Here is a 17,952-nt window from a genome sequence, read left to right as displayed (position 1 = left end):
CCGTGCCTACCAACCAGGGTGACTGGCCCGCGCCGGTCCCCATCGACGCGCTGCCCCTGCGCGGGCGTGCGGTCAGTGCCGGGGTCATCGACGCCGTGACCATCCTGCCGGCGTCGTCCGCCCAGGAGTTCAGCGCCATTGTCACGGACCGGGAATTCCTCCGCGTGCCCACCGACGGCGGCAGCCACCGGCTCCGCCTCGTGTGGCTGGGCAGGCGCCGCGTCCCCGGGATCGAGGTTGGCACGCGGCTGCGCGTTGAGGGCATGGTCTCCCGCCGGGACGGACTGCCCACCATCTTCAACCCACGCTACGAGATCATAGGAATCCAGGAGGGCTAGTTGGCCAGGACCACACCCGAAGACGACGGCGCCCGCCCCGCGGACGCGCTGGCCGGCCTGGAACAGGCGATGGCGGCGCGTTCGGCGCTGGTGCGCAAGGACAACGGCGAGCTCGACCTGCTGGCGGCCGCGGGAGGCGTCCGCGGCATCGCCGAAAGCGTCCTGCCCGGGCTCGTGTTCCTGGTGGTCTTCACCCTGACCGGGAACCTCACCTGGTCGCTGGGCGGCTCCGTGGTCGTTGCGGCCGCCTTCCTGGCCGCCCGGCTCGTGCAGCGTTCCCCGCTCACCATGACCCTTGCCGGGATTGCCGGCGTGGCCCTTTCGGCCTTTCTGGCGCTGAAGACCGGCAAGGCGGAGAACTATTATGCCGTCGGGTTCTTCACCAACGCCGGCTACATCGCAGCCATGGTGGTCTCCATTGCCGTGCGCTGGCCGGTGCTGGGCCTGCTGTTTGGCTACGCCCGCAACGAGGGCGTCCAGTGGCGCAAAAAACCGGCCCGCCTGCGAGCCTACCGGGCGGCCACCTGGATCATCGTGGGTGTCATGGCCGCCCGGCTGGCCGTCCAGCTGCCCCTCTACTACGCCGGAGCCGTCGACGCCCTGGGCGCCATGCGCCTGCTCATGGGCGTGCCGCTGTACGCCTTCGGCCTCTGGATTGCCTGGCTCGTGAGCCGGCCCGTGAAGGCCGGCTAGCTTTCACCCTCCGGCCGGTCCCCGTCAGCCCCGGCGTCGTTGGACAGCAGCTTCCGCAGCCCGTCCTCGGCGGCGATCGTGGAGATGAAGAACAGCTCGTCGCCGGCTTCAAGGACGTCGTCGTTGCTGGGCGTGATGGGCGCCTCGTCACGCAGGATCGCCACGAGCGTCGCGTCCTGCGGCCAGTCGACGGCCCCCACCATCAGGCCGATGATGTGCGATTGTCCCGGCACGGTGAACTCCACGAGCGACGCCACGCCGGTCTGAAGCGTCAGCAGGCGCACCAGGTCGCCGATTTCCACCGCTTCCTCCACGAGCGCCGTCATGAGCCGCGGGGTGTTGACGGCGACGTCCACGCCCCAGGAATCGTCGAACATCCAATCGTTCTTGGGGTTGTTCACCCGGCCCACGGTGCGGCCCACGCCGAATTCGGTCTTGGCCAGCAGCGAGACGACCAGGTTGACCTTGTCGTCGCCCGTGGCGGACACGACGACGTCGGCCTCCTCCAGCTTCGCCTCCCGCAGGGTGCTGATCTCGCAGGCGTCGCCCACGAGCCAGCGGGCGCCGCGCAGCCCGCTCTTGCCAATCACCTCCGGCTTGGGGTCGATCAGCAGCAGTTCATGGCCGTGGGAGAGCAGTTCGCGGGCAATCGAGCAGCCGACGCTGCCGGCCCCGACGATGACAACAAGCACCTTAGATCTCCTTTTCCGGCGCGGCGGACAGGATGCGGGCCACCTCGGCCGAGTCCGTGCCCTGCACCATCGCATGGACGGTGTCGCCCTGCTGGTAACTGGTGTCCGGCCGCGGCAACATGCCTTCGCCAAAGCGGGTCAGGTAGGCCACCCGCAGCGGCGCGGCGGCCTCAAGGTCCACCACGTGGTGTCCGATCCAGCCCGGGTTCAGGGCCAGTTCGGTCAGGATGAGCCGGCCGGAAGGCTCCCGGAAGTCGCCCTTGATGGCGGTTTCGGGCAGGATGCGCCGCAGCACCTGGTCGGCGCTCCAGCGCACGGCGGCCACCGTGGGGATGCCCAGGCGCTGGTAGATTTCGGCCCGGCCGGGGTCGTAGATGCGCGCCACGACGTGTTCCACATGGAAGGTTTCGCGCGCCACGCGCGTGGCGAGGATGTTGGAGTTGTCGCCGCTGGAGACGGCCGCAAAGGCGTAGGCGTTTTCAATGTCGGCCTGGCGCAGGGTGTCCTGGTCGAAGCCGATGCCGGTGACCTTGCGGCCCCCGAAGCCGGTCCTCAGCCGCCGGAAGGCGCGCTCGTCCTGGTCAATGATGGCGACGGAATGGCCGGAGTCCTCCAGCGTGTGCGCCAGGGTGGCGCCCACGCGGCCGCAGCCCATGATCACAAAATGTGCCATCGTTGCTCCTCTTGGTGATGACCGGCACTGCAACACAGTGCGGGTACCAATCTGGCCTGTCGGGCGCCCGCCGGTCAAGTCGGCAGGGTTCGCCGGCGCCGGCCGGATACTTGGCACCGCGTGGGCGGAGTCTGCCACGGCCGCGTCCCGTCATGACTTTAGCCCCGCGAGCGACTAGCGTTACCCGCGTGCTGAACTTCTTCAACGCGTTCAAGCGGGTCCTTGTCGGGCGGCCCTTCCGCAACGACAAACTCGCCCACACGCTGCTGCCCAAACGCATCGCGCTGCCGATTTTCGCCTCGGATGCGCTGTCCTCGGTGGCCTACGCGCCGGATGAAATCCTGCTCACCCTGGCCCTGGCCGGTGTTGCCTCCGTGGCCCTTGCCCCCTGGGTGGGCCTGGCCGTCATGGTGGTGTTGCTCACGGTGGTGGCCTCCTACCGGCAAAACGTGCACGCCTACCCGTCCGGCGGCGGCGACTATGAAATTGCCAACGTCAACCTGGGCAAGACCGCAGGGCTGACGGTGGCGTCGGCACTCATGGTTGACTACGTGCTCACAGTGGCCGTGTCCATGTCCTCGGCAGCAAACTACCTGGCCACCGCCGTGCCCGGCTGGCACGGCACCCAGGCCGTCGTCGCTGTCATCGGTGTCATTGTCCTGGCCCTGGTGAACCTGCGCGGCATCCGCGAGGCCGGCAGCGTCTTTGCCGTGCCCACCTACATCTTCATGTTCTGCATCTTCGCCATGACGGCCGTTGGCCTCTTTCAGGCGGCAACAGGCACGCTGGGCCGGGCGCCGTCGGCCGGCTTTGAGATCATCCCCGAAGCCGCCTTCAGCCAGGGGCTGACCGGCCTGGCCGGCGGTTTCCTGCTGCTGCGGGCGTTCTCTTCCGGTGCCGCGGCCCTGACCGGCGTGGAGGCCATCAGCAACGGCGTGCCCAACTTCCGCAAGCCCAAGAGCAAGAACGCGGCCACCACCTTGCTGCTGCTCGGCGCCGTTGCCGCCGGCATGATGGCTGGAATCCTGTTCCTGGCCAACGCCACCGGGGTGCACATTGTGGCGGACCCGGCCACCGAGTTCCTGCAAAACGGGCATCTGCTGCCCGCCGGCTACGTGCAGAACCCCTCGATCAGCCAGATTGCCGGCACCATCTTCGGTGCCGGGTCCATCCCGTTCTTCATCGTCGTCGCAGCCACCGGCGTGATCCTGGTCTTTGCCTCCAACACGGCCTTCAACGGCTTCCCCGTGCTCGCCTCGATCCTGGCCCGGGACGGCTACCTGCCCCGCCAGCTGCGCACCCGCGGGGACCGGCTGGCCTTCAGCAACGGCGTGATCCTGCTGGCCGTTGGCGCGTTGGTGCTGATCATCTCCTTCGACGCGGACGTCACCAAGTTGATCCAGCTCTACATTGTGGGCGTGTTCATCTCCTTCACGGCCAGCCAGCTGGGCATGGTGCGGCACTGGACCCGCGAACTGCGCGTGGTGAAGGACAAGCGCATCCGATTCCGCATGGTGCGCTCCCGGACCATCAACTCGCTGGGTTTCCTGATGACATTGACGGTGCTGCTGATTGTGCTGGTGACCAAGTTTGAACAGGGTGCCTGGATTGCGCTGCTGGCCATGGGTGTTCTGTTTGCCATCATGTGGAGCATCCGCGCCCACTACGACAACGTGGCCAAGGAGCTTGCCGTGGAGACGGACTCGGCCACCCGCGCCCTGCCGGCCCGCATCCACGCGGTGATCCTGGTCTCCCACGTACGCAAGCCGGTCATGCGCGCGGTCGCGTTTGCCCGCGCGTCGCGCCCGTCCTCGCTGGAAGCCATCACGGTGGACCTGGACGCCGCGGAGACCGAACAGACGATCGCCGATTGGGACCGGCTGGACATCCCGGTACCGTTGACCGTGTTGGCAAGTCCCTACCGGGAGACGCTGACGCCGCTGATCAACCACATCAAGACCATGCGCCGGGATTCCCCGCGCGACCTGATTGTGGTGTACATCCCGGAATACGTGGTGGGCAAGTGGTGGGAGCAGCTGGTGCACAACCAGACGGCCCTGCGCATCAAGACGCGGCTGCACTTTGAACCCGGCGTGGTGGTGGCCAGCGTGCCGTGGCAGCTGAAATCCTCCACCGAAGCCCAGAAGTACCAAGACTGATGTACCAAGACTAGGAACCACACGCCCATGAGTGAGCCCCGCACCATCCCGTCCCCGTCCGGCGACGCCGCCCGGTTGACCGTCACCGTGGGGCCGGTGGCGCACGGCGGCCACTGCGTTGCCCGGCACGAGGGCCGTGTGATCTTTGTCCGCCACGCCATTCCCGGGGAGGTCGTGGAGATTGCCCTGACCGGGCACGACGACGGAGCCAGGTTTTGGCGCGCGGATGTCACCCGGGTGCTCGAGGCGTCCCCCGACAGGGTGCCCCACTTTTGGCCCGAGGCCGACGCCCTGAAGGCTGCCGGGCGCGGCACGGCCCCGCTGGGCGGGGCCGAGTTTGGCCACGTGTCCCGCACCCGCCAGCTGGCGCTGAAGACGGATGTTGTCCGCGAACAGCTCGAACGCCTCGGCGGGCTGCCCGCCGGGGAGATCGACGCCCTGTTCGGCGCCGGCGTGGAGGACGTTGACGCCGACGGCACGGCGGAACAGCGGGCCGGGCTGGGCTGGCGGACCCGCGTGGCCTTCGCCGTCACGCCCGCCGGCCGGTTGGGCATGCACCCCCACCGCTCCCACGACATCCTGCCCGTCCAGGGCATGCCCCTGGCCGTCCCCGCCGTGGACGCGCTGCGCCTGTGGGAGCTTGACTTCACCGGCATTGCCCGGGTGGACGTTGCCGCGCCGGCCAACGGCTCGCCGGCCCTGGTGCTGCTGGCACCTGACCCCGGGCGGGGGGAGAAGGCCGCCGGCCTGGCGCTCAAGCGCATTGCCCGCGCACTGCAGGACGTGCCGGCCCCACCCTCCGTGGCCCGCTGGGACCCGGAGACGGGCGGCACCACCGTCCTGCACGGCCGCGGCTGGGTCCGGGAAACCACCGCCGACCACGAATTCCGCGTCACGGGGGACGGCTTCTGGCAGATCCACCGGAAGGCGCCCCAGGTCCTGACCGACACGGCGCTGAACTTCCTCAACGACGGCGGGCACCTCAACGACGGCGCCGCCGTCGCCGACCTTTACGCCGGGGCGGGCCTGTTCACGGCACCGCTGGCCGACGCCGTGGGGCCGGACGGCTCCGTGCTGTCCGTGGAAGGGTCGCCCGGCACCAGCCGCGACGCGCGCAAAAACCTCCACGCCGCCGGCCAGGTGGAAATTGTCCAGGGCCGCGTGGAACACGTGCTGGGAGGCCCGGGCCGGCGCGGCAGCCGGGCCAGGGCACCGCGGCGCCGCTTTGACGCCGTCGTGCTTGACCCGCCGCGGGCCGGCGCCGGAAAGGCCGTGGTGCATGCCCTGGCGGCCGCCGCCCCGCAGGCGGTCGCCTATGTTTCCTGTGACCCGGCAGCGTTTGCGCGGGACGTGAAGTATTTTGCCGGGGCCGGGTGGCGGCTGGAGAAGCTGCGGGCCTTTGACCTCTACCCGCACACCCACCATGTGGAGACCGTGGCCCTGCTGGTGCCCGTGGACGCGCCCGGCAGGGGCGCCGTTGGGCGCTAAACCCGCTGCTGTCCAGCGGCGGGACCTGACGCGCGGCAAGCCCCGCGGCACGGTCCTGGCGGAGCGGCGCGACGGGCACCGGCGTGCCGCCCTGGCTGCGGCCCGGGCCGGGCTGGCGCCGGTGGACCCGGAGGTCCTGGAGCGCGACGGCCTGGACCCGGTCCAGGTGCTCGAACGGCGGGGTGCCGGGCTGGACAACGCCGCACCGGGCGGGAGCAGCCGCAGCATCTGGGCCATCGTCCGGGCCAATGTGTTCACGCTGTTCAACGCCGTGCTCGGCAGCGCCCTGGTCCTGGTGCTGCTCGTCGGGGACCCGCGCGACGCCCTGTTCGGGTTCATCGTGGTCGCCAACGCCGCCATCGGCGTCGTGCAGGAATACCGTGCCAAGCAGACCCTGGACCGGCTGGCCGTACTGCACACGCCCAAGGCCCTGGTGCGCCGCGGCGGGGCCGAGCTGGCGGTGGCCGTGGCGGACGTCCTGCACGACGACGTGCTGCTGCTGCGCACGGGGGACCAGGTCCCGGCCGACGCCGTCATCTTCCAGGCCGAATCCCTGGAAGTGGACGAATCCCTGCTCACGGGCGAGGCCGACCCCGTGGCCAAGGTTCCGGGGGACACCGCACTGTCCGGTTCCGCGGTGGTGGCCGGCCACGGCGCCGCGCGCGTGCACCGCGTGGGCGCGGAGTCCTATGCCAGTGCCCTGACAGCCGAAGCCCGGCGGTTTTCGCTGGTCAATTCCGAAATCCGCAATTCCATCAACCGGATCATCCTGTACATCGCCTGGGCGCTGGTCCCCATCATCGTGGTGGTGGTCAACGGCCAGATGAACGCCAACGGCGGCTGGGCCGAATCCCTCGCCACCGGCCGCTGGCGCACCGCCGTCATCAGCGCCGTGGCCAGCATCGTGGCCATGATTCCCGAGGGCCTGGTGCTGCTGACCAGCATCTCCTTCGGCATGGCCGCCATCAAGCTGGCACGCCGGCAGGTGCTGGTCCAGGAACTGCCGGCCGTGGAAGGCCTGGCCCGCGTGGACATGGTGTGCCTGGACAAGACCGGCACGCTCACCGAGGGCCGGATGGAACTGGCCGGCACCACCGTCTTCGGACCGGTTCCCGGCTGGGAGGCGGTCCTGGCCTGGTGCGCGGCGCACCCCAACGCCAATGCGACGGCGGCCGCACTCGCGACCGGCTTCACCCGGCCGCCGGCGGCGGCGCCCGACGCGGTGGTCCCGTTCAGCAGCGCCCGCAAATACAGTGCAGTCAGCTTCAGTGCCGGGCCTGTTGCCGGGCCCGGCACGGGGGACGGGGCGGCAGCGGGGCAGCCCTGCGGCAGCTGGGTCCTGGGCGCCCCCGACGTCGTGCTGGCGGCCAGCGGGGGAGCGGAGGTGGAGGCGGCGCTGGCGGCGTCCCACGAGGCGGCGGGGCAGGGGCTGCGCGCCGTCGTACTGGCGCACCGCCCGGCGCCGGGCCTTCCCGCACCGGCACCCGGGGCCGGGCAGGCTGCGGACGGCCTCGACCTGGCCGGGCTCCGGCCCGTTGTCCTGTTGGTGTTCCGGGAAATGGTGCGGCCCGACGCCGCCGCCACGTTGGCGTACTTCCGCGACCAGGGGGTGGCACTGAAGGTCATCTCGGGCGACAACCCGCGCACCGTGGCCGCCGTGGCCCGCAGCGTGGGCATGGAGTTCGACGGCGACGGCTACGACGCCCGCGGGCTGCCGGAGGAGACCGGCGAGCTGGCAGCGGTGCTGGCACGCGAAAGCGTGCTGGGCCGGGTGGCGCCGGAACAAAAGAAGGCCATTGTGCTGGCCCTGCAGGGCGCCGGCCACGTGGTGGCCATGACGGGGGACGGCGTCAATGACGCCCTGGCCCTCAAACACGCCGACATGGGCATCGCCATGGGCAGCGGCGCTGCCGCGACCAAGGCCGTCTCGCGCCTGGTGCTGCTGGACGGGCAGTTTTCCCACCTGCCCTCGGTGGTCGCAGAGGGCCGGCGCGTCATCGCCAACGTGGAGCGCGTGGCCAACCTGTTCCTGAGCAAGACCGCCTACGCCGTCATCATTTCCATCGCCATCGGCATCCTGCTGTGGCGGTACCCGTTCCTGCCGCGGCAGCTTTCCATTGTCAGTTCCATGACGATCGGCATCCCCGCCTTTTTCCTGGCGCTGCTGCCCAACGCCCGGCGGTACCAGCCCGGCTTCCTGCGCCGGGCACTGATGTTTTCCATTCCCGCAGGCACGGTCGTGGCGGCGTGCATCATGGCCGTGTATTCCTTTGCCCGGGCTTTCCCGGACCCCGCGCTGGAGCCGGCCCAGGCCGTCACGTCGGCGCAGACGGCGGCGACCATGACGGTGCTCGTCGTGGCGCTGTGGGTGCTCGGCGCCTTGGCCAGGCCCTTCGACTTTTGGCGCTCACTGCTCGTGGCCGCCCTGGTGGCCGGGCTGGCACTGGTCATGGTGGTGCCCTTCGCCCGGAACTTCTTTGCCCTGGACATCCCCTCCGGGCCGTTGTTGGCGGTTACGATTGGCGTAACGGCAGGCGGGTGCCTTGGCATCGAACTGCTGTACCGCTTCCTGAAGAAGCGCGGAGCGGTTTCCGAACGTGAGTAAGGTCAGCCTAACTGGCATGCGGTCCCTTGCGTGACCAAGATAAAAGCAGTGGCGAGAGGAGTCCATCCATGACTAATGTGGACAGTTTCGGTGCCAAAGGCGTACTTGATGTAGCCGGCACCGAATACGAGATTTTCCGGCTGAACTCGGTTGAAGGCGCGAAGAGCCTTCCGTTCAGCCTCAAGGTATTGCTGGAGAACCTCCTGCGCACCGAAGATGGTGCAAATATTACGGCCGACCACGTGCGGGCCCTGGCCGGTTGGGACCCCAACGCGGAGCCCGACACCGAAATCCAGTTCACCCCCGCGCGCGTCATCATGCAGGACTTCACCGGCGTACCCTGCATTGTTGACCTGGCGACCATGCGTGAAGCGGTCAAGGAACTGGGCGGGGACCCCACCAGGGTCAACCCCCTGGCCCCCGCCGAGATGGTCATTGACCACTCCGTGCAGATTGACGTTTTCGGCAACTCCGGCGCGATCGAGCGCAACATGGAGATTGAGTACCAGCGCAACGGGGAGCGTTACCAGTTCCTGCGCTGGGGCCAGGGCGCCTTTGAGGACTTCAAGGTCGTCCCCCCGGGAATGGGCATTGTCCACCAGGTCAACATCGAATACCTGGCCCGTACCGTCATGACCCGCGAGGTTGACGGCGTGCTGCGCGCCTACCCGGACACCCTCGTCGGCACCGACTCCCACACCACCATGGTCAACGGCCTGGGCGTGCTGGGCTGGGGCGTGGGCGGCATCGAAGCCGAGGCGGCCATGCTGGGCCAGCCCGTCTCCATGCTGATTCCCCGCGTTGTCGGCTTCAAGCTGACCGGCTCCATCCCGGCCGGCGCCACCGCCACCGACGTGGTGCTGACCATCACCGAGAAGCTGCGCAAACACGGCGTGGTGGGCAAGTTCGTCGAATTCTACGGTGAAGGCGTGGCCGCCGTGCCGCTGGCGAACCGTGCCACGATCGGCAACATGAGCCCCGAGTTCGGCTCCACGGCCGCGATCTTCCCGATCGACGACGTCACGCTGGACTACCTGCGCCTGACCGGCCGCTCGGACGAGCAGCTTGCCCTCGTGGAGGCATACGCCAAGGAGCAGGGCCTGTGGCACGACCCCTCCGTGGAGATCAAGTTCTCCGAGTACCTCGAACTGGACCTCTCCACCGTGGTGCCGTCCATCTCCGGACCGAAGCGCCCGCAGGACCGCATCGAGCTGAGCAACTCCAAGGCCCAGTTCCGCTCGGACCTGAAGAACTACGTCTCCGAGGACGGCTTTGCCGAAGGGAACTCCGTCGACGAGTCGCTGGAAGAGTCCTTCCCGGCCTCCGACGCCCCGTCCTTCACGCACCCGGACACGCACCAGCACGACATCATCCGCCAGGTGGTCTCCGCCGCAGCCGGTGCGGACGGCCGCCCGTCCGCACCGATCCACGTGAAGAACGAATCCGGCGTCGAGTTTGAGCTTGACCACGGTGCCGTCTCGATCGCCTCGATCACCTCCTGCACCAACACGTCCAACCCGTCCGTGATGCTGGCCGCCGCCGTACTGGCCCGCAACGCGGTCAACAAGGGCCTGGTCTCCAAGCCCTGGGTCAAGACCTCCGTGGCCCCCGGCTCCAAGGTTGTCACCGACTACTACGAGAAGTCCGGCCTCGTGCCCTACCTGGAGAAGCTCGGCTTCTACACCGTGGGCTACGGCTGCGCCACCTGCATCGGCAACTCCGGCCCGCTGGATTCCGAGATCTCCCAGGCGATCGCGGACAACGACCTCTCGGTCACGGCCGTTCTCTCGGGCAACCGCAACTTCGAGGGCCGCATCAACCCGGACGTGAAGATGAATTACCTGGCCTCCCCGCCGCTGGTCATCGCCTATGCACTGGCCGGTTCCATGGACTTCGACTTTGTCGCCGACGCCCTGGGCAAGGACGCCGACGGCAACGACGTGTTCCTCAAGGACATCTGGCCGAACCCGGTGGAGGTCCAGGAAGTCATGGACGCCTCGATCGACCGCGAGATGTTCACGAACTCCTACGCCACCATCTTCGACGGCGACGACCGCTGGAAGTCGCTGGAAACCCCCGAGGGCAACATCTTCGAATGGGACCCGAAGTCGACCTACGTGCGCAAGCCCCCGTACTTTGACGGCATGAAGGCGGAAGCCGAGCCGGTCAAGGACATCGCCGGTGCGCGCGTGCTGCTCAAGCTGGGCGACTCCGTCACCACCGACCACATCAGCCCCGCAGGGTCCTTCAAGTCGGACACCCCGGCCGGACAGTACCTGCTGGCCAACGGCGTGGAGCGCAAGGACTTCAACTCCTACGGCTCGCGCCGCGGCAACCACGAGGTCATGATCCGCGGCACGTTCGCGAACATCCGCATCCGCAACCAGCTGCTGGACAACGTCGAAGGCGGCTTCACCCGCGACTTCACCGTTGAGGGCGGCCCGCAGGCCTACGTCTACGACGCTTCCGTCAACTACCAGGCGGCCGGCACGCCGCTGGTGGTCCTGGCCGGCAAGGAGTACGGTTCGGGTTCATCCCGCGACTGGGCCGCCAAGGGCACCGCACTGCTGGGCGTCCAGGCCGTCATCGCCGAAAGCTACGAGCGCATCCACCGCTCCAACCTCATCGGCATGGGCGTGCTCCCGCTGCAGTACCCGGCGGGCCAGAACGCCGAGTCGCTGGGCCTGACCGGCACCGAGACGTTCTCCGTGGAGGGTGTGACCGGGCTGAACAACGGCACCACGCCCAAGACGCTGAAGGTCACGGCCACGGCCGGGGACGGCAAGTCCGTCAGCTTCGACGCCGTGCTGCGCATCGACACGCCAGGCGAGGCGGACTACTACCGCAACGGCGGCATCCTGCAGTACGTGCTGCGCCAGATCTCCGCGAACTAGCGCACCGTTCGTCCCACGCAGGGGCGGGCACCCGGACCCCGGGCGCCCGCCCCTGCGGCGTTAAGGCCGCCCGTGTCGGGCCGGGCGTTCATGACGCGATATTGTTAGACGTTGAGAGTTGACCCAGGGAGGTACCAGTGGGACTTTTGGAAACCATCACGCATCCGCGGGATCTGAGCAAGCTCAGCGACACCCAAATGGTGGCGCTGGCACAGGAAATCAGGGATTTCTTGATCAGCAACGTTTCCCAGACCGGCGGACACCTGGGCCCCAACCTGGGCGTGGTGGAACTCACCCTGGCCGTGCACCGCGTCTTTGACTCGCCCCGGGACTCCATCGTCTTTGACACCGGCCACCAGTCCTATGTGCACAAGCTGGTCACCGGACGGCAGGACTTTTCCACGCTCCGCCAGCAGGGCGGCATGTCCGGCTACCCCTCCCGCGCCGAGTCCGGGCACGACATCGTCGAATCCTCCCACGCCTCATCCTCCCTGTCCTGGGCCGACGGGATTTCCCGTGCCCGCAAGCTCAACGGCGAAGGCGACAGGTACGTCGTCGCTGTGGTCGGTGACGGCGCCCTGACCGGTGGCATGACTTGGGAGGCGCTGAACAACATCGCCGCGGACAAGGACCGCCGCGTCGTGATCGTGGTCAACGACAACGGCCGCTCCTATGCACCCACGGTGGGCGGGCTGGCCGACTACCTGGCCTCGCTGCGCCCCGCCATCGACCATGTGCGCACGCACCGCAAGTACGAGGCCGCCATGGACTGGGGCAAGCAGCGGCTGCAGGACGGCAATGCGGCCGGCAAGTTCCTGTACAAGGGGCTGCACGCCGCCAAGAAGGGCCTGAAGGACTGGTGGGCGCCGCAGGGCCTCTTTGACGACCTGGGGCTTAAATATGTGGGTCCCGTGGACGGCCACGATGAAAAGGCCATGGAGGCGGCCCTCACGGCGGCGAAGAACTACGGCGGGCCCGTCATCGTCCACGCGTTCACCGAAAAGGGCCGCGGCTATGCGCCCGCACGCGCCCACGAGGCAGACCAGTTCCATGCCGTGGGTGTCATCGACCCCCAGACCGGCGTGTCCGTGGGGACGCCGGCCGGAAAGTCGTGGACGGGCGTCTTTGGCGACGAGATTGCCGCCATCGCCGATGAACGGGAGGACATCGTCGCCATCACGGGCGCCATGCTGATTCCCGTCGGCCTGGCACAGATGGCGGACAAGCATCCGGCCCGCGTGATTGACGTCGGCATTGCCGAACAGCACGCCCTCACCATGGCGGCGGGCATGGCCTTTGGCGGGCTGCACCCCGTGGTTGCCATGTACGCCACGTTCCTCAACCGCGGCTTTGACCAGCTGCTCATGGACGTGGCGCTGCACAAGGCCGGCGTCACCGTGGTCCTGGACCGGGCCGGCGTGACCGGGCCCGACGGCGCCAGCCACCACGGCATGTGGGACCTGTCCATGCTGCAGATTGTGCCGGGCCTGCACCTGGCCGCGCCGCGGGATGCCGAGCGCCTGCGCGAGGAACTGCGGGAGGCCGTCGCCATCGTGGATGCCCCCACGGTGCTGCGCTATTCCAAGGGCAAGGTGGGTCCCGGGGTCAAGGCGGTTGAACGCCTCTCCGACGGCGTCGACGTGCTGTCCCGGACGGACCACGCCATGCCCGGCAGCGGGGACGACGACGACGACACGGACGTGCTCATTGTCAGCGTCGGCGCCATGAGTGAACTGGCCCTGGACGTTGCCGCCCGCATCAGCGCCCAGGGCATCACCTCCACCGTGGTGGACCCGCGCTGGGTACTGCCGGTCCCGCGCTCCATCCTCAGCCTGGCCTCGCGCCACCGCATCGTCATTGTCATTGAGGACGGCGTGCGCGCCGGCGGCGTGGGCTCGCGCATCCGCCAGGAACTCCGGGCAGCCGGTGTGGACACCGCCCTGAACGAGGTGGGCCTGCCCGTCGAGTTCCTGGACCACGGCACGCGCGCGGAGGTCCTGGAACGCATCGGCCTCACCGCCCAGCGCGTGGCCCAGGACGTTGTTGAGCAGGTGTTGGGCACCAAGGTGCCCTTCGCCCGCCCGCTGCCGGGCCAGCCGGCACCACGCACCGGACAGCTGCCCATCCTGTGACGGCCCTGCAGCCCGGCCCGCAGGCGGACATGCGCCCTGCCGCGGCACCGGCCCCGGGGGACCTCGTGGTGGCCCGCAACCGCAAATACGACGGCACCGCCCACTGGGTGGTGCCCGGGCGCTACCTGGGCAGCGACGTCCACGGCCACTGGATCTTCCAGGGCACGGGGGAGTTCATCTCCCGCCCCGGCGCCGCGCTCTACACGGGCTCCGACGCCGTCCTCCTCGTCCCGCACACGGGGGACTGGGTGGCGACGTTTTACGACGGCGCGCACCCCGACGGCGTCGAACTCTACATCGACCTGGCCTTCGACCTGTCCTGGGAGCGGATCCGGCCCGCCGTGGTGGAATTCCACATGGTGGACATGGACCTGGACGTGGTCCGCACCAGGGACCGCGGGCTGTTCCTGGACGACGAAGACGAATTCGCCGCACACCGCCTTGAGATGCATTACCCGGCCGAACTGTGCACCCGCATGGAATCGGCCGCGGCGGCCCTGATGGACGCCGTTGCGTCCCGCCGGGCGCCCTTCGACGGCCGCGACGCGGCCTGGTTCACCCTGGGAAGGACATTGTCGTGAGCAGCACCGAGGACTTTGTGGAGGCTGCCGCCGACCCCAACATTGTGCGCCTGTACCGGAAGGACGACGGCGGCGCACTCGTTTTCCGTGAAGCCTGGGTTGACGAGGGGGCGACGGGGGAGGACGGTGCCTGGTTCGTCCTCAACCACGGCACCGTGGGGCACCAGAGCGCCACCAGGGAATCCGAAACGGCCACCGCGGAAGAGGCCTTCGGCATGCTTGCCGCGTTCAAGGAACAGTGCCTGGCCGACGGCTACGCGGAATTGGGCCGCGGGGAACAGTTCCTGGTGGTGGCCCAGTTTGCCCTCAAGAACGACCGCGTCACCGACCGGGACAGGTACCTGGAGGAAAAGGCCCGGGAGGCGCTCACCGCGCACCTGGCCTGGCGCGGCAGCGGCATCGTGGAAAAGACCGAGTTCACGGCCGGTCCGCACGGCACCGGCAAGCTGAACATCCACATCCTGGCCCCGGACGCCGCCCGCGCCGTGGCGAACATCAAGGTGTGCATCCGCGAGGAAAAGCTCGACTTCACCAAGCTGTCGATCGGCACGGCCCCCGCCAACGACCCCGGCGCCCTCAAGGCCAGGCATTCCCCGTCCGGCGGCACCGCGTTCACGCTCTGAGTCCATGGGCCGCCGCAGCATTCGCTAGGGTGGATCCATGACTGACTTCCGCCAAGTGGGCGCCTCCGGACTGACCGTTTCCACCGTGGGGCTCGGGTGCAACAACCTGGGCCGCAGCGGCACCGTGACCGAAACGCAGGAGGGGAGCAACGCCGTCGTCCATGCCGCACTGGACGCCGGCATCACCTTTTTTGACGTGGCGGACACCTATGGGAAGGTGCCCGGGCTGAGTGAGACGATCCTCGGCAAGGCGCTGGGCGCCGAGCGGGAAAATGTCATCGTGGCCACGAAGTTCGGCATGGATGCCGCCGGGGCGAACGGCGTGGACTGGGGCTGGCGCGGCTCCAGGAAGTACATCATTGCCGCCGTGGAGGCGTCGCTGCGCCGGCTCGGCACCGACTTCATCGACCTGTACCAGTTCCACACCCCGGACCCGCACACGCCGATTGCGGAGACCCTCAGTGCCCTGGACCGGCTCGTCCAGGACGGGAAGGTGCGCTACATCGGCCACTCCAACATGGCCGGCTGGCAGGTGTCCGAGGCCGAGTTCACGGCCCGCCAGCTGGGCGGGAGCCGTTTCATCTCCAGCCAGAACCACTACAACCTGCTGGACCGCCGCGCCGAACTGGAGGTGGTCCCTGCCGCCGGGGCCTATGGGCTGGGCGTGCTGCCGTACTTCCCGCTGGCCAACGGACTGCTGACGGGCAAGTACAGCTCCGGGAAGGTGCCCGAGGGCAGCCGGCTCTCGCACACGCGCCAAAACATGGTGGCCGACGCCGACTACGGCCAGCTGAAGGCCTTTGGCGCGTTTGCCGCCGGGCGCGGGCTGACCGAGCTGGAGGTGGCCTTTTCCTGGCTGGCGGCGCAGCCTTCCGTGGCCAGTGTCATCGCGGGCGCCACGAAGCCGGAGCAAATCCGCCAAAACGCCGCGGCCGCCGCCTGGCGGCCCACGGCGGCCGACCTGGCTGAACTCGATGAAATCTTCCCGCGGACTCCGAAAGTCGCCCTGTTCTAGGCGGTGTCCCCGTCGGGGGCCGTGCGGCGCATGAGTGCTGCCAGGACGACGGCGCCCAAGGCCATGAGCGTGGCGGCCAGGAACGCCGCCCGCATCCCCGCGACGAGGTCGCCGTGGGCCGACACCAGCGCGTAGATGGAGACCAGCAGGGCGGTCCCGGCGGCACCGGCCACCTGCTGCAGCGTGCTCATGATGGCCGAGCCGTGTGAATACAGGGCCGGCGGCAGCGGGTTGAGCCCCGTTGTGAACGCCGGTGTGAACATGAGCGCCAGGCCCAGGTTGAGTGCCGTCTGGACCGTGATGATCCACCAGAGCGCCGTGTGGTTGTCCAGCTGCGAATACTGCCACAGGCACAGCACCATGAGCACGGCGCCGGATACCGTCAGGGGCAGGGGCCCGATTTTGTCGAACAAGCGCCCGATGAACGGTCCCGAAAGCCCCATGACAAGCCCGCCCGGCAGCAGGATCAGGCCGGTTGTCTGGGCATCGACGTGCAACACGGACTGCAGGTAGATGGGCAGGAGGAGGACACCGCCAAAGAGTGCCATCATCGCCACCACCATGAGCAGCGTGGAAATGGTGAACATGCGGAAGCGGAACGCGCGCAGGTCCAGCAGCGGTGCGCCGGAGCGCTGCAGGCGCAGCTGGCGTGCCACGAACAGGGCCAGGGCGGCCACACCGGCGGCGAGGGCGGCGATGGCCGGGACGTTGGCCCCGCTCCCCGGGGCGGCCGCCCCAATCTCGCTCAGGCCGTATACCAGGCCGCCGAAGGCGGGGACGCTCAGGGCGACCGATCCGGCGTCGAGCCGCTGGCGCCCGGTTTCGCCCACGTTGGTCAGGAACCTGGCACCGACGGCCATGGCAACCAGCGCCACCGGCAGCACAAAGATGAACATGAAGCGCCAGGAAAAATGCTCCAGGATGAAACCGGAGACCGTGGGGCCCAGGGCGGGGGCCACCGAAATGGCGATGGTGACGTTGCCCATGACCATCCCGCGGCGGGCCACGGGCACCAGCGTCAGGATGGTGGTCATCAGCAGCGGGAGCATGATGGCGGTGCCGCAGGCCTGGATGACCCGGGCCAGCAGCAGGACGGGGAAGCCGGGGGCCGCCGCTGCCAGGGCCGTGCCGGCGCTGAAAAAGCCGATCGCCGTCAGGAAGGCCTGCCGGGTGGTGAGCCGTTCGAGGATGAAGCCCGTGGTGGGAATGACCACGGCCATGGTCAGCATGAAGCCGGTGGCCAGCCACTGGACCGTGCTCGAGCTGACGCCCAGGTCCGTCATGAGGCGCGGCAGGGCCACGTTCATGATGGTTTCGTTCAGGATGACGACGAACGTGGCGGCCAGCAGCGTGACGATGACGGTGACGGACTGGCGTGGCAGGCGGTCCGTGGGAGGGGCCACGGCACCGTTGAGTGTTTTGGGGGTGTCCCGGGACATGGCGGGCCTTCGACAACAGGAGTGGGGAGCGGGCAGGGTTCACATCCTAGTGCGTGGCGGTGCCGGCTGTCGAGGCCACGGCTCAGTCGTGCAGCAGCTTCTGGAACAAGGTGTGGTCCTGCCAGGAGCCGTCGATCATGATGTACCGTGGCGCCAGCCCAATTTCCTCGAAGCCGTTGCGCGCCAGGACCTTTTGCGAGCCGGCATTGTGCACCAGCGTCCCGGCCTGCAGCCGGTGCAGCCCCAGGCGGGTGGCAAAGCCAACGACAAACCCCACGGCGGCCGTCGCCAAGCCGCGCCCCTGGAAATCCTGCGCAATCCAATAGCCCACATGCCCGTTCTGGAACGCGCCGTGGACAATGTCGGTGAGGGAAATGCACCCCACCACCTCGGCGCCGTCGAACAGGGCCCAGAAAAAGTTCAGCCCGGCAGCCTGCCCGGCCATCGAGTCGGCCAGGCGCTCCCGCTGGCCCTCCGCCGTGTAAAAGGCGCCAGGCCGGCGGGGCTCCCACGGGTGCAGGTAGGCCCGGTTGCGGGTGTAGGCCCGTGCCAGCGCGGCGGCGTGCGACACCGCCAGGGGGCGGATGGAAACGGAACCTGCCAGCACATCGCTCATGCCT

Annotated in this window: 14 protein-coding genes; 10 read left to right on the top strand and 4 right to left on the bottom strand. The window is 68.7% G+C overall.

The window, feature by feature from the left end; all coding sequences use genetic code 11:
• Nucleotides 1-2 precede the first annotated feature (2 nt).
• Together MMF96_RS08480 and MMF96_RS08475 are read left to right on the top strand one after the other, a co-directional pair.
• Nucleotides 3-338 (top strand): hypothetical protein, encoded by a 336-nt coding sequence (locus tag MMF96_RS08480; RefSeq protein ID WP_256883235.1) that lies wholly within the window; start codon nt 3-5, stop codon nt 336-338.
• Complete coding sequence (locus MMF96_RS08475; RefSeq protein WP_256883234.1) at nt 339-1,031, top strand: DUF3159 domain-containing protein; 693 nt, start codon at nt 339-341, stop codon at nt 1,029-1,031.
• Here the strand turns inward: MMF96_RS08475 and MMF96_RS08470 are convergent.
• Nucleotides 1,028-1,723: a TrkA family potassium uptake protein gene (locus MMF96_RS08470; protein WP_176615828.1), complete on the bottom strand. Its 696-nt coding sequence runs from the start codon at nt 1,721-1,723 to the stop codon at nt 1,028-1,030. The genes MMF96_RS08475 and MMF96_RS08470 overlap by 4 nt on opposite strands.
• Nucleotide 1,724: 1 nt before the next feature.
• Nucleotides 1,725-2,396, bottom strand: coding sequence for a TrkA family potassium uptake protein (locus MMF96_RS08465; protein ID WP_176615827.1), 672 nt, complete (start codon nt 2,394-2,396; stop codon nt 1,725-1,727).
• Between the two features lie 152 nt (nt 2,397-2,548).
• Here MMF96_RS08465 and MMF96_RS08460 point away from each other — a divergent pair, with 152 nt between their 5' ends.
• The 8 genes from MMF96_RS08460 to MMF96_RS08425 all read left to right on the top strand — a co-directional run bounded on the left by MMF96_RS08460 (nt 2,549) and on the right by MMF96_RS08425 (nt 15,893).
• The gene (locus MMF96_RS08460) at nt 2,549-4,555 is read left to right on the top strand and encodes an APC family permease (RefSeq protein ID WP_176615826.1); all 2,007 of its coding nucleotides are present in this window, start codon (nt 2,549-2,551) and stop codon (nt 4,553-4,555) included.
• A 27-nt stretch (nt 4,556-4,582) separates the two neighbouring features.
• A complete protein-coding gene (locus MMF96_RS08455; RefSeq protein WP_176615825.1) occupies nt 4,583-6,043 on the top strand; it encodes a class I SAM-dependent RNA methyltransferase in 1,461 nt (486 codons plus the stop codon).
• Nucleotides 6,033-8,648 carry an HAD-IC family P-type ATPase gene (locus MMF96_RS08450; RefSeq protein ID WP_256883233.1) on the top strand — a complete coding sequence of 872 codons (2,616 nt, stop codon included), beginning with the start codon at nt 6,033-6,035 and terminating at the stop codon, nt 8,646-8,648. Before MMF96_RS08455 ends, MMF96_RS08450 begins: the two co-directional genes overlap by 11 nt.
• Before the next feature lie 68 nt (nt 8,649-8,716).
• Nucleotides 8,717-11,542, top strand: coding sequence for an aconitate hydratase (locus MMF96_RS08445; protein ID WP_176615823.1), 2,826 nt, complete (start codon nt 8,717-8,719; stop codon nt 11,540-11,542).
• Nucleotides 11,543-11,679: 137 nt separating this feature from the next.
• A complete protein-coding gene (gene dxs / locus MMF96_RS08440; protein WP_176615822.1) occupies nt 11,680-13,674 on the top strand; it encodes a 1-deoxy-D-xylulose-5-phosphate synthase in 1,995 nt (664 codons plus the stop codon).
• Between the two features lie 29 nt (nt 13,675-13,703).
• A complete protein-coding gene (locus MMF96_RS08435; RefSeq protein ID WP_256883256.1) occupies nt 13,704-14,255 on the top strand; it encodes a DUF402 domain-containing protein in 552 nt (183 codons plus the stop codon).
• Nucleotides 14,252-14,878 carry a hypothetical protein gene (locus MMF96_RS08430; protein WP_256883232.1) on the top strand — a complete coding sequence of 209 codons (627 nt, stop codon included), beginning with the start codon at nt 14,252-14,254 and terminating at the stop codon, nt 14,876-14,878. The genes MMF96_RS08435 and MMF96_RS08430 overlap by 4 nt, the downstream gene beginning before the upstream one ends.
• A gap of 37 nt (nt 14,879-14,915) precedes the next feature.
• Entirely contained in the window at nt 14,916-15,893 is a 978-nt protein-coding gene (locus MMF96_RS08425; protein WP_256883231.1) for an aldo/keto reductase, read from the top strand.
• Here the strand turns inward: MMF96_RS08425 and MMF96_RS08420 are convergent.
• Both MMF96_RS08420 and MMF96_RS08415 read right to left on the bottom strand, forming a co-directional pair.
• Complete coding sequence (locus tag MMF96_RS08420; RefSeq protein ID WP_256883230.1) at nt 15,890-17,332, bottom strand: MDR family MFS transporter; 1,443 nt, start codon at nt 17,330-17,332, stop codon at nt 15,890-15,892. The two genes, MMF96_RS08425 and MMF96_RS08420, sit on opposite strands and share 4 nt — an antisense overlap.
• An 82-nt stretch (nt 17,333-17,414) precedes the next feature.
• Nucleotides 17,415-17,948, bottom strand: a complete 534-nt coding sequence (locus MMF96_RS08415) for a GNAT family N-acetyltransferase (protein ID WP_256883229.1) — start codon at nt 17,946-17,948, stop codon at nt 17,415-17,417.
• Between the last annotated feature and the right edge of the window lie 4 nt (nt 17,949-17,952).

Source organism: Arthrobacter sp. STN4 (genome assembly GCF_024539665.1).
Taxonomy (GTDB): Bacteria; Actinomycetota; Actinomycetes; order Actinomycetales; family Micrococcaceae; genus Specibacter.
Note: the sequence above shows the minus strand (reverse complement) of the source record. Positions and strands in the feature narration are given on the sequence as shown.

Excerpts from the sequence above, each read along its gene's own strand:
- MMF96_RS08465 (WP_176615827.1), bottom strand. The coding sequence starts at position 2,396 with ATGGCACATTTTGTGATCATGGGCTGCGGCCGCGTGGGCGCCACCCTG.
- MMF96_RS08460 (WP_176615826.1), top strand. The coding sequence starts at position 2,549 with ATGACTTTAGCCCCGCGAGCGACTAGCGTTACCCGCGTGCTGAACTTC.
- MMF96_RS08455 (WP_176615825.1), top strand. The coding sequence starts at position 4,583 with ATGAGTGAGCCCCGCACCATCCCGTCCCCGTCCGGCGACGCCGCCCGG.
- MMF96_RS08445 (WP_176615823.1), top strand. The coding sequence starts at position 8,717 with ATGACTAATGTGGACAGTTTCGGTGCCAAAGGCGTACTTGATGTAGCC.
- MMF96_RS08435 (WP_256883256.1), top strand. The coding sequence starts at position 13,704 with ATGCGCCCTGCCGCGGCACCGGCCCCGGGGGACCTCGTGGTGGCCCGC.
- MMF96_RS08425 (WP_256883231.1), top strand. The coding sequence starts at position 14,916 with ATGACTGACTTCCGCCAAGTGGGCGCCTCCGGACTGACCGTTTCCACC.
- MMF96_RS08420 (WP_256883230.1), bottom strand. The coding sequence starts at position 17,332 with ATGTCCCGGGACACCCCCAAAACACTCAACGGTGCCGTGGCCCCTCCC.
- MMF96_RS08415 (WP_256883229.1), bottom strand. The coding sequence starts at position 17,948 with ATGAGCGATGTGCTGGCAGGTTCCGTTTCCATCCGCCCCCTGGCGGTG.